Genomic DNA, 14,144 nt, shown 5'->3' with positions numbered 1-14,144 from the left:
CTTGGCCGTAGTAAACGCCCTATTTATCGAATTCCAATCAGTTTATGCGATTGAATGCTTAGCCTCCACAATGGACGCTTTTGGCATAAAGCAACAGCTAACTCAGTGTTGATTTTTAGCTCTGGTCCATCCATTGGCTGCAAGAAGCGATTACGGTAATCCATCTTCTCAAATCGAGACATCAATTTTTCAAGGGCGTCATGACCAGCTTGCGGCACTACTAATTTCAATTCATTTGCTTGGAGCACAACCAAATCAGATCCCGCCTTCGGACTGACACACACCCAATCCACACCCTTGGGAACTTTAATAGTGCCATTTGTTTCAATAGCCACCTCAAAACCTTTTTGATGAAGTGCGAAAATGAGATCTTTATCCAGTTGCAGTAATGGTTCACCACCAGTAAATACAACATATCGTTGCTGAGGGCCGGCCGAAGTGCTTTTCCAAGACCCCTCAATCGCAGCGGCGAGATCTTGCGCAGTATTAAATTTACCGCCACCAATACCATCGCTTCCCACAAAATCGGTATCGCAAAATTGGCAAATGGCACTAGCGCGATCCTCTTCGCGACCACTCCATAAATTACAACCAGCGAAGCGGCAGAAAACTGCTGCGCGACCAGCATGGGCGCCTTCACCTTGAAGTGTGGGGAATAGTTCTTTTACGGTATACATAGCAATACGCTCATTTTAAGCGTATTGCCTACTTCCAGGAGACTAACTCCCACTGCCAATAGTCTTCCCAATAAGCATTTGACCAGAAGACTCCAGGAGTAATGTAGCGCCCAGACCCCCTGCGTATGACCCAGCGACCGATTTCTGGGGAGAACCACACATCCTCTTCACGGATATTCATCACCCTAAATAAATCATTACTCTCAAAATACGGGATTTCATTATGGTAATGAAGGGTAGCAAAATGACCTGCTGGGGAAGCCGTTTGCTCCCAGCCTAATGCCATCATGTTTAGGCCCCAGTAAAAATTATTTCCTGGATTTGATAACACTTCATAACGCGATTTATAAAATGCGTTCCAACCAGATTGCATTTGTGTTGGCCAAAAAGGAATTGGCTGCTGAAATTTCTGCGGCGGACTCCAATGGGGATCTTGCAAAACAAATCCCCAAGGCGACTGAATTTCATCTGGCAGCAGGCCTGCCTTGACGCCGACACGTTGAATCCGAATCACATCACCAACAGAAACCACTTTCTCGGTAACAGTGTCGACAATCTCTTGATTAAAAACATTTCGTACTTGGTATACCCACTCTTGACCAATCTTCGGAGTCCTGACTACTGGCACAGGAATCGGTTGCGGTAGCGCCTGTCCCTCAGGAAAAGGCTGTGAAGAAATACACCCCGCCAATAATATTAATAGAGCGATAGATAAAAACGCCCTCCAAGAGATCACTTGTAAGAAGTTAATTGCCACTGCAGGCTATCTTCTAAATTAGGAGTTCCGAGCTGACCTTGAATCATGTATGAACCAGAAGACTCACGCGCAACCCAGCGACCAATACTTGGGGCGAACCAAACCGTTTCTCTGCGAATGCAATTCACTTTATTGTCATCATTACTTTCGTAGTTCACTAAGCTTTGATAACGCAAGGTTAAGAAAGTGCCTGCGGGAACAGTAATTTGCTCCCAGCCATGGGCACTCATGTATTCCTGCCAGTTATAAGCAGAATCTGAATATCCTGCTAATTTATATTTAGCAACGAATTGCTTATTCCAAGTAGCGCTTAACTCTTGAGGCCACAATGGAATAGCAGGATTAAAGCTCACTACTTTAGGCCACTGTGGATCAGTCAAAACCATGCCCCAAGGACCCTGCACTTCGTTGGCTAATCTTCCGCCACTCTCATCGGTGCGCTCAATCACAATGGTTGAGCCTACACTAGCCACTCGCTCGGTTACCAAACCTAGATTTTTGCCATCAAATACATCACGCTTGATATAAGTCCACTCTTGCCCTACTTTTGGGGGGGCGAACTGAAGGTATTGGATTTGGTTGAGCTACAGGTGTGCCACGCTCATAGCCCAATGGCACACCACAAGCTACAGGGGCCACAGCTGCTGAAGTGATGAAAACACGACGAGATAAATTCAAATTTCCTCCATAGATCTTCTAAATTGACTATAACCCAAGCAAACCTAATTCTTCAACCGTAAACCCCGCTTGCTTACGAGCATCTAGATTGAATGGACCTCTCAATTTTGGGGCACGGTATTGCCTTGCTAAGTCTCGATAAATTGAAATTGGAGATAGCCCTGCCTTATCACATAAATAATTAAACCAATAATTTCCAATAGATACATGCCCAATTTCATCGCGCAGAATAATATCGAGAATCTCAACAGCGCGCGCATCTTTAATTTGTTTGAATCGATCACGAATCATCGGCACGGCATCGAGGCCTCTCGCTTCCATTGTCCGGGGCACCAAGGCCATTCTGGCAATTACCGAATCCTGCGTTCTCTCAACCATCTCCCACAGACTGTTGTGGGCTTGAAAGTCTCCATAGGAATATCCAATAGCTTGAAGATATTCATTAATGAGAGTGAAGTGATAAGCCTCTTCTTTGGCAACCTTTAACCAGTCTGCGTAATACTGCTCCGGCATATCTGGGAAGCGCCAGATGGCATCTAAGGCAAGATTGATGGCATTAAATTCGATATGCGCCAATGAGTGCAGTAGAGATGCTCTGCCCTCAACGGTGTCCATCTTTCTTTTGGGAACATCTAAAGGGGGAACTAACTCTGGTTTTTGTGGTCGACCAGGGAGCCGAAGATTGGAGTAATCATAGATTGCAGCACTATCAATCTTCAGATCTTGTTGTTGATAGCCATCAAACAACTGAAATATACGACCGACCTTGATCTGTGGGTCTGTCATTGCCAAAATTTCAAGGGCAGTTTGGCGCAACTCAGTCATCTCAAAAAAACGATGTTTATTCCCACTCGATCGTGGCAGGAGGTTTTCCGCTAATGTCATACACCACACGGTTGATGCCGCGCACTTCATTGATGATGCGATTAGAAACTTTACCAAGCAGATCATGCGGTAAATGCGCCCAGTGCGCAGTCATAAAGTCTTGTGTCTGTACCGCACGTAGAGCAACAACATACTCATAAGTTCTACCATCACCCATCACGCCAACAGACTTCACCGGCAAAAATACCGCAAATGCCTGACTCGTTAGGTCATACCAAGATTTTTGAGTGGCTTCATCAATAGTATTGCGTAACTCTTCAATAAAAATCGCATCCGCTCTCTGCAACAGACTTGCAAACTCAGCCTTCACTTCACCCAAGATGCGAACACCAAGGCCTGGGCCAGGGAATGGATGACGATACACCATCTCACGAGGAAGTCCTAAAGCCACGCCAAGTTCACGCACCTCATCCTTAAAGAGTTCGCGCAATGGCTCAAGCAACTTCAGATGCATATCTTCAGGCAAGCCACCAACATTGTGGTGACTCTTAATAGTATGAGCACCTTTTTTACCTTTACCAGCAGATTCAATCACATCTGGATAGATAGTGCCCTGCGCCAACCACTTGGCGTTCTTAATCTTTCCAGACTCAGCCTGAAAAATTTCCACAAACTCTTTGCCAATGATTTTTCGCTTAGCCTCTGGATCAGATACACCAGCGAGCTTAGACATAAAGGTATCTTTTGCATCAACGCGGATCACCTTGACACCCAGATTGCGCGCAAACATCTCCATCACCATATCGCCTTCATTTAGGCGAAGTAGACCGTGATCAACAAATACACAAGTCAGCTGGTCACCAATAGCGCGGTGAATCAATGCAGCTGCAACGCTCGAGTCCACACCGCCGGATAAACCCAAAATAACTTCTTCATCGCCAACTTGTTTGCGAATATGTTCCACTGCCTCCGCGATGTAGTCGCCCATTACCCAATCTGGCTTACAGTCGCAGATTTGATGCACAAAGCGATCAAGTATTGCTGTACCCTGAATGGTATGCGTTACCTCTGGATGAAACTGGAACGCATAGAAGCGACGCTTCTCATCTGCCATGCCTGCGATTGGGCAAGAATCCGTCGAAGCCATTAAAGCAAACTCAGGGGGCAGTTTAGTTACTGAGTCGCCGTGGCTCATCCATACCTTCAGAATGCCATGGCCTTCACTGGTAGAAAAATCTTGAATGCCTTTGAGCAAATTGGTGTGACCGTGAGCACGTACTTCTGAATATCCGAATTCGCGAGCCTTTCCAAGTGACTCCGCTGAGGCAACTGCGCCACCCAATTGAGTTGCCATAGTTTGCATGCCATAGCAGATGCCCAATACAGGAACGCCGAGTTCAAACACAATTTGCGGAGCTCGTGGACTGCCAGCCTCTGTAACTGAGCTTGGACCACCAGAGAGAATGATTCCCTTGCCGCCCTGCTCTTGAATAAATTTGCGGATAAATTCTGGATCGCAATCATAGGGGTGTATCTCTGAATACACCCGCCCATCCCGCACACGTCTTGCAATTAATTGAGTTACTTGTGAACCAAAGTCGAGAATCAGTATTTTGTCGTGCACGAAACAATCACTCTTTAAGTCAGCGTTTATTTATTTTTAATCAATATGGTAGTTAGGCGCTTCCTTAGTGATCTTCACATCATGCACATGCGACTCACGCACACCCGCCGATGTAATTTCCACAAAATTGGCTTTTTCATGCAGTTCAGCAATTGTCTTGCAACCCAGATAACCCATGGAAGAACGAATACCACCCGTCAATTGATGCAAGATGGCAAGCACGCTACCTTTATAGGGAACTTGGCCTTCAATACCTTCAGGCACGAGCTTCTCAGCATTCGCAACAATATCACTTTGGAAATAACGGTCGGCTGAACCATCGGCCATCGCACCCAAAGACCCCATACCGCGATAACTCTTGTAAGAGCGGCCTTGATACAGGAACACTTCTCCTGGAGCTTCTTCAGTACCTGCAAACATGCCACCCATCATGACAGCGCTTGCGCCAGCAGCTAGTGCTTTTGCAACATCGCCAGAGTAACGAATACCACCGTCTGCAATCAGTGGAATACCTGTGCCTTTAAGAGCGGTAGCCACATTCACGATTGCGGAAATTTGAGGAACACCTACACCCGCCACGATACGAGTAGTGCAAATTGAGCCTGGGCCAATACCCACCTTCACACCATCAGCACCATGATCAGCCAATGCTTTTGCGGCATCACCAGTAGCGATATTGCCACCGATAACTTGTACTTGAGGATAGTTCTTCTTCACCCATTTCACACGATCGAGGACACCTTGACTATGGCCATGAGCAGTATCTACAACAATGACGTCCACGCCAGCGCGCACTAATAATTCAATACGCTCATCATTATCCGGGCCCACTCCAACCGCCGCGCCCACACGGAGCTTGCCTTCACTGTCTTTACAGGCATTAGGGTGTTCGGTTGCCTTCAGAATATCTTTTACAGTAATGAGGCCGCGCAACTCAAACTTGTCATTCACAACAAGAACGCGCTCTAAGCGATGCTGACTCATCAAACGTTTTGCTTCTTCTAATGAGGCACCCTCTTTTACCGTTACCAAACGCTCACGTGGAGTCATCTTGTTTTTTACTGGCGCATCCAAATCTTCTTCAAAGCGCAAATCACGATTGGTGATGATGCCAACAACTTCTTTGCCAACTAAAACTGGAAATCCGGAAAATCCATGTTCACGTGATAGTTGAATCACTTGGCGCACTGTCACATCCGGACTGATGGTGATGGGATCACGCAGAACACCGGACTCATAACGCTTAACTTTTGCCACTTCACGAGCTTGCTCGGCAGGCTTCAAGTTTTTATGAACAATACCGATTCCACCCTCACTAGCCATGGCAATGGCCAAACGACCTTCTGTGACAGTATCCATCGCAGCGGATACTAATGGCGTGTTAAGTGAAATATCCCGAGTTAATTTACTAGCCAAACTGGCATCTCGAGGGAGTACCGATGAGTAGGCCGGTACGAGGAGCACATCGTCAAAAGTGAGTGCTTTTTGAATGAGTCGCATGCAAAACCCCTAGTCGCAAAAACAGATTATAGCCTCCTAGCCCTCCTTTTGGCTGCCGCAGCCTGGAATTTGGCGTCCTGGTTCTGGTTCGCCTTCTTGCGGCGTACCGCCTTGGGGTCAATCAACAAGGGGGGATAAAGCTCTAGGCGGTCGCCTTCGTAAATAGGGCTATCCCAGTCCTTGCGTTTCCCGAAAACTCCAAAACAGCCCTTTCTGGAGATTGCCGGATCCTCTTGGTTCAATGCGAATCCAGCCTTTACCAAGGCAAGTCCCACCGTCGGACTCTGGCCCGACTCAATGACCAGCTCGAATGGCTTGAGCGTGGGCTCACCCCCTCTTGCATCACAAAGCCAAATATTGAGCATTTGATCAGCCATAAAGCTCTTCAGCGCGCTTCACAAAGCAATCCACAAAAGTTCCAGCAATATGCCCAAATACCGGCCCAATAATTTTGTCCAGAATGACGCTTTTGAACTCCCAATGCAACTTAAACTCAACTTTGCAAGCATCCTCACGCAGAGGGATGAAATTCCATTGACCTGAGAAATGCTTGAATGGCCCATCCACAAAGACCATATCGATGGTTTCAGGGCGGTGATTCACATTTCGAGTATGAAAAAACTGATTAATGCCCTTAAAGCTGATGTTGATTTTGGCATCCAACACAGTTTCGGTCTGCTCAAAGATTTCTACTCCGCCGCACCAGGGCAGGAATTCAGGATATCGCGCTACATCAGTCACCAAACCATACATTCGGTCGGCTGATTGGCCAATTAAAACGGTCTTATAGACGTCTGCCATAATCGTTGTTGGAAGCTAAATAAATATGAGTATCGTCGATAACAAAAAAGCTTTCTTCGATTATTTTATCGAGGAGCGCTTTGAGGCAGGGCTAGTTCTGGAAGGTTGGGAAGTAAAAGCCATCCGGGCAGGCCGCGTGCACATTAAAGAAGCGTATGTAGTGATACGTAAGGCGGAGCTTTTTCTGATCGGCTGCCACATTACCCCCCTTCTTTCTGCGTCAACCCATATTGTTCCCGATAACGTTCGCACCAGAAAGCTATTACTGAACGCGATCGAGATTCGCAAGCTGATTGGCAAAGTAGAACAAAAAGGTTACACGCTCGTTCCATTAAATTTGCATTTCTCAAAAGGTAGAGTGAAATGCGAGATTGGGCTAGCTAGAGGTAAAAAGCAACACGACAAACGCGCAGCCACGAAAGAACGCGAATGGGAAGTTCAAAAAGGCAGGATTGCTCGAGGCGATCTCAACGCGTAACAATCCCACAAGCGGACTGGTTTAAAGAACAGGATTTGAGCGGACTGCACCCGTCTGGTGCATAACAGCACCAAGCTGCTTCACATTTTTAAATTCAGACGCATCAAAGGCATTAGCTTTATAAGCATGAAACTGCCTTTTGATGAAATGCTAGATACCTCTGGCAAAGCACGCCCCCATTACGAAATTTTTCATAATTGGTTGAAGCAACAAAGCGACACCCTCATGGGTCTAAAGCGCGCTGAGGCAGACCTCATCTTCAGACGGGTTGGCATCACATTTGCAGTCTATGGCGATGATTTGGGGGCAGAAAGAACTATTCCTTTTGATCAAGTACCTCGGATCTTTGCTGCAAAAGAATGGGAGCAACTAGAGACTGGCCTAAGACAGCGCGTCAAAGCCCTCAACCGTTTCATCTATGACATCTATCACGATGAAGAAATCATTAAAGCAGGCATTGTTCCAGCTGAGCAAATTTTTAATAATGCGCAATATCGGCCCGAGATGCGCAATATCGATGTGCCCCGAGATATTTATGCGCAAATTGCCGGTATTGATATTGTTCGCGCAGGTGAAGGCGAATTCTACGTTCTTGAAGATAACTTACGCGTCCCATCTGGGGTTTCTTATATGGTTGAAGACCGCAAAATGATGATGCGGCTTTTTCCAGATTTATTTCAAAAATACCGAATCGCACCTGTAGAGCATTACCCAGACCTGCTCTTGGAATGCCTTAAATCCGTTAAGCCAGATGACGTCAAAAAACCCAATGTCGTTGTATTAACACCCGGCATGTATAACTCCGCCTATTTTGAACATAGTTATTTGGCGCAACAAATGGGCGTAGAACTTGTCGAGGGCAAGGATCTGTTTGTAAAAAATGAGCAGGTCTATATGCGTACCACACAGGGGCCCGAGCGAGTAGACGTGATCTATCGCCGTGTTGACGATGACTTTCTAGATCCCCTTGCGTTTCGCTCGGACTCGACCTTAGGGGTTGCAGGATTATTGTCGGCATATCGCGCGGGTAACATCACTTTGGCTAATGCGATCGGCACCGGCATTGCCGATGACAAATCAATCTACCCTTATGTACCAGACATGATTGAGTTTTATCTAGGAGAGAAACCCATCCTAAATAATGTTCCGACCTACCAATGTCGCAAACCAGACGATCTTGCATACACCTTAGCTAATTTAGAAAAATTAGTGGTTAAGCTCACGCATGGTGCGGGTGGTTACGGCATGCTAGTGGGCCCGGCATCGACCAAGGCAGAAATCGAAGAATTTAGGGCGCACTTAGTAGCAAACCCGGATAAATATATTGCCCAACCCACACTTGCGCTCTCTACCTGCCCTACATTTGTGGAATCTGGAGTAGCGCCAAGACATATTGATTTACGCCCATTTGTATTGTCTGGCAAAACCATCAAGATGGTGCCTGGCGGTCTGACTCGCGTTGCACTCAAGGAAGGTTCGCTGGTGGTGAACTCCTCTCAAGGTGGCGGCACTAAAGACACTTGGGTACTGGAGGAATAAGCTATGTTAAGCCGTACTGCTGACTGCCTTTACTGGATGGCGCGCTACACAGAGCGTGCGGAGAATACCGCCCGCATGCTCGATGTAAACCATCAAACCTCTTTACTGCCCCAGCCACCAGAGTTTTTAGAACAAAGCTGGAAAAAATTACTCACGATCTCTAAATTAGAAAATGCATTTCTGAGTAAATACGATGTGATCAATCGCGAAAATGTCTTGGATTTCATGATTTATGAAACCAGTAATCCATCTAGCATCGTGTCTTGCCTGTTCGCAGCGCGCGAGAATGCTCGGGTTATACGCGGCAAGATCACCTCCGAGGTATGGGAAACACAAAACACCACGTGGTTAGAATTGCAACGCATCTTGCAAGCTAGACATCAAGCCGATCCAAGCAGACTGCTTGAATGGGTAAAACACCGCTGCCATTTATTTAGAGGTGTCATGCATGGCACGATGCTTAAAAACGAATCTTTTTACTTTATTAATGTAGGCACATTGCTTGAGCGCGCCGACAATACGGCTCGTATTTTGCAAACCAAATATGAAGATCAGGAATCACTTGCGGGAATAGGTAAACCCCAGGCAATTGAAAAGGAATCAAGTGGTGAATTTTTTGATTTCTATCACTGGGCAGCATTATTAAGATCTGTTTCCGCTTTTGAAATTTATCGTCAAATTTATTCAGATCAAGTCACTCCGAAACAAGTGGCAGAGCTATTAATTTTCAATAAACAGATGCCGCGCTCGCTTGTCAGTTGCGTAAATGAATTAATTCCCCTCATATCTGAAGTGAAGAATCAACAATCCAAAGAAATTGAACGCTTACTAGGAAAACTCAAAGCCAGCTTGGATTATTCAGATGTTGATGAGGTATTTTCACAAGGTCTTGAGGAATTCATCGAGAATTTTCTAGAAAGAATTAATCACATCGCTGATGAATTCAGTAGCGCTTACCTCATTCCCTTAGCCGTGGCCTAGAGTGATATACCTATGCACCTAAAAATACGACACCGCACCGAATATCGATACGAGACCCCAGTACGCTACTCTATTCAAGAGTTACGATTGACTCCGCCCACTACGGACGGACAGAAAGTAGAGCGTTGGAAGATTAATACGCCAATTAAGGCGTCTAACTCTGTTGATGCATTCAATAATCTCTGTAGTATCTTTGTTCAAGAAGCTTCATATACCTCGATGATGATCGAGGCAGAGGGTGAAATCCTGACTCAAGATGCGCATGAGTATGCAGATGACCCTAAGGCAGTTTCACCATATTACCTTTTGCAACAAACGAAACTGACGGAGCCTTCGGAGGAAATGCTAAATTACTTTTCCTCTTCGCTTCCTAAGAAAAATACAATTGATGAGATCCTAAAATTAGCATCCGCAGTCCAAGATGCAATTCAATACGCTCCGGGTAAAACTAACTTTGCCACTACTGCAGCTCAATCATTTGCCATGAAGTCCGGTGTTTGCCAGGATCATGCCCACGTCATGCTAAGCCTTTGCAGAGCAGCGCAAATCCCTGCGCGTTATGTCAGCGGCTACTTTTTCGCAGAAGAATCCCCTAATTTGGCCAGTCATGCTTGGATTGATTTTTGCAGCGATATCAATGGCGGGACTTGGAATAGCGTAGACATTACGCATGCATGCTTAACTGATGCGCGACATGTCCGCCTGGCGATTGGCTGTGATTATTACTCCGCTGCACCCGTAAAAGGGGTTCGAACTGGTGGGGTTGGCGAAGAACTGACCGCGAATATCTCTATTCAGCAACTATCCTAAAGCTTGAGAAGGGTCTTCAAGACGTTAAGGGATAATAGTCAAAACAATTAAGGAAAGATGTAAATGACGTATTGCGTTGGGCTTTGCCTGAAAGATGGTCTTGTTTTTTTGTCTGATACCCGCACCAATGCTGGAGTTGATCAAATAGGGACATTTCGAAAAATGTCTTTGTTTCAAAAAGATGGTGATCGTTTTTTTGCGCTAATGAGCGCTGGTAATCTAGCCATTACACAAGCAGTTAAAGAAATTCTGCTGCAAGGCCAACTCTTTCATGGCAAAAACCTTTGGAACGTAGAAAGCGCTCATGATGCTGCAGTGGTCATCGGTGAAGCGGTTAAACAAGTCTACGATCGAGACCATAAAGCGCTTGAAAAAGCGGGGATTGATTTCAATTGTAATCTCATTTTCGGCGGTCAAGTAAAGAATGAGAGGCCGCGCCTCTTTAACATCTATTCCGCCGGTAATTTCATTGAAGCAACCCCGGAGACTTGCTATTTCCAAATTGGAGAATCTAAGTATGGCAAACCCATCTTGGATCGAGTAGTCAATTTTTCTACTCCATTAAACCTCGCCACCAAGTGCGCCTTAATTTCAATGGACTCTACCTTAAATAGCAATATCTCAGTTGGTCTTCCATTAGATCTGTTGGTCTATGAAAAGAATTCCTTAAAAGCCAGCAAGCTTGTTACCCTGGATGAGTCTAACCCCTACTTTCAGATGATTCATCGCCTATGGGGTGAAAAGTTACGCGATGCATTTAATTCCATAGCGGAACCAAGCTGGAGTGGCGCCCATAAATCTAGCGCGATATCAGAGCCCGCGAAAAAAATGGGCGCAGTTCCCATTCATCGCCTTTCACCCAAGACAGTAAAACCTTCTAAAACCAAAGCGTCCGTAGCTGCTAAGAGACCCGTGAGAAAGGTCGCAACAAAGAAAAAAGCCTAGAGATTTCTCCAGGCTTTTTTACATTGCAACTCTAGATAGTTAGGCTTTTAAACTCTTACCTAGCATTTCCCAGGTTTCCACTACGCTATCCGGATTGAGGGAGATTGAAGTAATGCCCTTCTCTACCAACCAACGGGCAAAGTCTGGATGATCAGAAGGGCCTTGTCCGCAGATACCTACATATTTATCTTGCTTACGACAGGCGACAATCGAGCGCTCCACCATAAACTCAACAGCTGGATCGCGCTCATCAAAGTCAATCGCTAGCAGTTCCATACCAGAGTCACGATCAAGACCAAGGGTTAGCTGGGTCATATCGTTTGAACCGATAGAGAAGCCATCGAAATACTCTAAGAACTGATCCGCCAAGATAGCATTTGATGGAATCTCGCACATCATAATGAGGCGCAAACCATTGATACCACGCTTGAGACCAAACTTCTCCATCATATTAATGACGCGCTCAGCTTGCTTAATGGTACGCACAAATGGAACCATGATCTCGACGTTATCAAGACCCATATCTTCACGAACGCGCTTCATTGCTGCACACTCAAGCGCGAATGCTTCGCCAAACTCTTCTGATACATAGCGGGACGCGCCACGGAAACCCAACATCGGGTTTTCTTCATCAGGTTCATAGCGAGATCCACCAATCAGCTTCTTGTACTCGTTAGACTTAAAATCTGACAAGCGCACGATGACTGGCTTTGGATAAAAAGCGGCTGCAATGGTAGCTACACCCTCAACCAACTTGTCTTCATAGAATTGACGTGGGCTCGCATAACCACGAGCAACACTTTCTACAGCACGCTTAAGGTCAGGGTCAATGTTTGGATATTCCAACACTGCGCGTGGATGTACGCCAATGTAGTTATTAATAATGAACTCTAAGCGAGCCAATCCTACGCCCGCGTTTGGCAATTGGCAGAAATCAAATGCCAATTGTGGGTTACCGATATTCATGGTGATCTTCACAGGAATGTCTGGCAATGCGCCACGAGAAACTTCAGTTACTTCAGTTTCAATCAAGCCATCATAAATGTGGCCTTCATCACCCTCAGCACAAGAAACTGTCACCACCATGCCATCTTGCAATTGCTCAGTAGCATCACCACAGCCCACCACCGCAGGCACACCCAATTCACGAGCAATAATTGCAGCGTGGCAAGTACGACCACCGCGGTTAGTCACAATTGCGGAAGCGCGCTTCATTACCGGCTCCCAGTTAGGGTCAGTCATGTCAGCAACCAAAACATCGCCAGGTTGAACGCGGTCCATTTCGCTTGGGTCACGGATTACACGTACTGGACCAGCACCAATCTTTTGACCAATCGCGCGGCCTTTTGCCAATACCTTGGAGCTGCCTTTGAGTTTGTAGCGCATCTCCACTTGGCCAGCTGCTTGGCTCTTCACGGTCTCAGGACGTGCTTGCAAAATATAGATGCGGCCATCTTGACCGTCTTTGCCCCACTCAATATCCATTGGGCGGCCATAATGCTTCTCAATGATGACTGCGTATTTTGCTAACTCTGTGATGTCTCCATCTTCTAAAGAAAAGCGATTGCGCTTTTCAGGCGTGACATCGACTGTTTGCACTTTTTCAGCAGAACCTTTTGGTGCAAATTGCATTTGAATCAACTTGGATCCCAAGGTGCGGCGAATGATCGCTTTTTTACCTTGCGCTAATGTGGTCTTGAACACATAAAACTCGTCTGGGTTTACAGCACCCTGCACAACCGTCTCACCTAAACCATAGCTAGATGTAATGAAAACCACATCCTCAAAACCTGATTCGGTGTCGAGTGTAAACATCACACCAGAAGCACCCAAGTCGGAACGTACCATGCGCTGAATACCAGCCGACAAGGCAACCTCTTCATGGGCAAAGCCCTTATGAACACGGTAGGAGATGGCGCGATCGTTATACAGGGAAGCAAAAACTTCGCGAATCTTACTTAATACATCTTCAATGCCCTCGACGTTCAAAAATGTTTCTTGCTGACCAGCGAATGAAGCATCAGGCAAGTCTTCCGCAGTAGCGGATGAACGAACCGCAAATGAACCTTTTCCGGAATCATCTAGAGTTGCGAATGCTTTGCGAATATCTTCCTCGAGCTTTGGCTGGAATGGAGCAGTTTCAATCCACTCACGAATCTCCGCACCCGCCTGTGCCAATGCACGCACATCATCGATATTGAGACCTTCTAAACGCTTTTGAATACGTTCGGTCAAATTATTGTGTTTCAGAAAATCCCGAAACGCCAATGCAGTTGTCGCAAAACCGGTTGGTACACGAACCCCCGTTGAAGCGAGCTGTGAAATCATTTCGCCTAAAGATGCATTTTTACCGCCGACTGACTCAACATCCATCATTCGAAGTTGCTCAAAAGGCAAAACATAGGCATTTGCCATACTGCTATTTTGTTGCTGTTGGTTGGACATAAAATACTCTCAAAAGATAAGGAAACTGGTCAAGCGGTCGCCTAAAATGCGACTTCATTTAATATGATTCTATTGTAGTTCTGA

General features: G+C 46.1%; 15 protein-coding genes. 5 read left to right on the top strand and 10 right to left on the bottom strand.

The genetic code is table 11. The annotated features are described in order from the left end of the window. Positions 1-23: 23 nt before the first annotated feature. From queE to ICV39_RS05850, 9 genes are read right to left on the bottom strand one after another with little or no spacing between them, the layout of a single operon-like run. On the bottom strand, positions 24-677 hold the full coding sequence (gene queE / locus ICV39_RS05890; protein WP_215389223.1) for a 7-carboxy-7-deazaguanine synthase: 654 nt from the start codon (positions 675-677) through the stop codon (positions 24-26). Between the two features lie 28 nt (positions 678-705). Next, the gene (locus ICV39_RS05885; protein ID WP_215389222.1) at positions 706-1,434 is read right to left on the bottom strand and encodes a hypothetical protein; all 729 of its coding nucleotides are present in this window, start codon (positions 1,432-1,434) and stop codon (positions 706-708) included. Beyond that, on the bottom strand, positions 1,410-1,907 hold the full coding sequence (locus ICV39_RS05880; RefSeq protein ID WP_215389221.1) for a hypothetical protein: 498 nt from the start codon (positions 1,905-1,907) through the stop codon (positions 1,410-1,412). The genes ICV39_RS05885 and ICV39_RS05880 overlap by 25 nt, the downstream gene beginning before the upstream one ends. Before the next feature lie 40 nt (positions 1,908-1,947). After that, positions 1,948-2,112, bottom strand: a complete 165-nt coding sequence (locus tag ICV39_RS05875; protein WP_215389220.1) for a hypothetical protein — start codon at positions 2,110-2,112, stop codon at positions 1,948-1,950. Between the two features lie 27 nt (positions 2,113-2,139). Continuing rightward, entirely contained in the window at positions 2,140-2,937 is a 798-nt protein-coding gene (locus ICV39_RS05870; protein WP_215389219.1) for a ferritin-like domain-containing protein, read from the bottom strand. Between the two features lie 16 nt (positions 2,938-2,953). Beyond that, positions 2,954-4,561 carry a glutamine-hydrolyzing GMP synthase gene (guaA, locus tag ICV39_RS05865; protein ID WP_215389218.1) on the bottom strand — a complete coding sequence of 536 codons (1,608 nt, stop codon included), beginning with the start codon at positions 4,559-4,561 and terminating at the stop codon, positions 2,954-2,956. Positions 4,562-4,597: 36 nt separating this feature from the next. Beyond that, a complete protein-coding gene (gene guaB / locus ICV39_RS05860; RefSeq protein ID WP_215389217.1) occupies positions 4,598-6,061 on the bottom strand; it encodes an IMP dehydrogenase in 1,464 nt (487 codons plus the stop codon). A 26-nt stretch (positions 6,062-6,087) separates the two neighbouring features. After that, positions 6,088-6,438, bottom strand: coding sequence for an RnfH family protein (locus ICV39_RS05855; RefSeq protein ID WP_215389216.1), 351 nt, complete (start codon positions 6,436-6,438; stop codon positions 6,088-6,090). Continuing rightward, positions 6,431-6,862, bottom strand: coding sequence for a type II toxin-antitoxin system RatA family toxin (locus tag ICV39_RS05850; RefSeq protein WP_215389215.1), 432 nt, complete (start codon positions 6,860-6,862; stop codon positions 6,431-6,433). Before ICV39_RS05850 ends, ICV39_RS05855 begins: the two co-directional genes overlap by 8 nt. A gap of 25 nt (positions 6,863-6,887) precedes the next feature. On the opposite strand from ICV39_RS05850, the gene smpB reads away from it, so the two are divergent. From smpB to ICV39_RS05825, 5 genes are all read left to right on the top strand, one after another. Next, positions 6,888-7,340, top strand: coding sequence for an SsrA-binding protein SmpB (smpB, locus tag ICV39_RS05845; protein ID WP_215315717.1), 453 nt, complete (start codon positions 6,888-6,890; stop codon positions 7,338-7,340). 126 nt (positions 7,341-7,466) lie between these two features. Continuing rightward, the gene (locus ICV39_RS05840) at positions 7,467-8,879 is read left to right on the top strand and encodes a circularly permuted type 2 ATP-grasp protein (protein WP_215389214.1); all 1,413 of its coding nucleotides are present in this window, start codon (positions 7,467-7,469) and stop codon (positions 8,877-8,879) included. Positions 8,880-8,882: 3 nt separating this feature from the next. Beyond that, the gene (locus tag ICV39_RS05835) at positions 8,883-9,860 is read left to right on the top strand and encodes an alpha-E domain-containing protein (RefSeq protein WP_215389213.1); all 978 of its coding nucleotides are present in this window, start codon (positions 8,883-8,885) and stop codon (positions 9,858-9,860) included. A gap of 12 nt (positions 9,861-9,872) precedes the next feature. Continuing rightward, the gene (locus ICV39_RS05830; protein ID WP_215389212.1) at positions 9,873-10,670 is read left to right on the top strand and encodes a transglutaminase family protein; all 798 of its coding nucleotides are present in this window, start codon (positions 9,873-9,875) and stop codon (positions 10,668-10,670) included. A gap of 63 nt (positions 10,671-10,733) precedes the next feature. Further along, positions 10,734-11,615: a proteasome-type protease gene (locus tag ICV39_RS05825; RefSeq protein WP_215389211.1), complete on the top strand. Its 882-nt coding sequence runs from the start codon at positions 10,734-10,736 to the stop codon at positions 11,613-11,615. A gap of 39 nt (positions 11,616-11,654) precedes the next feature. On the opposite strand, the gene ppsA is transcribed toward ICV39_RS05825, so the two are convergent. Beyond that, complete coding sequence (gene ppsA / locus ICV39_RS05820) at positions 11,655-14,060, bottom strand: phosphoenolpyruvate synthase (RefSeq protein ID WP_215389210.1); 2,406 nt, start codon at positions 14,058-14,060, stop codon at positions 11,655-11,657. Positions 14,061-14,144 lie beyond the last annotated feature (84 nt).

Origin of the sequence: Polynucleobacter sp. MWH-UH25E (assembly GCF_018687095.1) — a bacterium.
Classification (GTDB): domain Bacteria; phylum Pseudomonadota; class Gammaproteobacteria; order Burkholderiales; family Burkholderiaceae; genus Polynucleobacter.
Note: the sequence above shows the minus strand (reverse complement) of the source record. Positions and strands in the feature narration are given on the sequence as shown.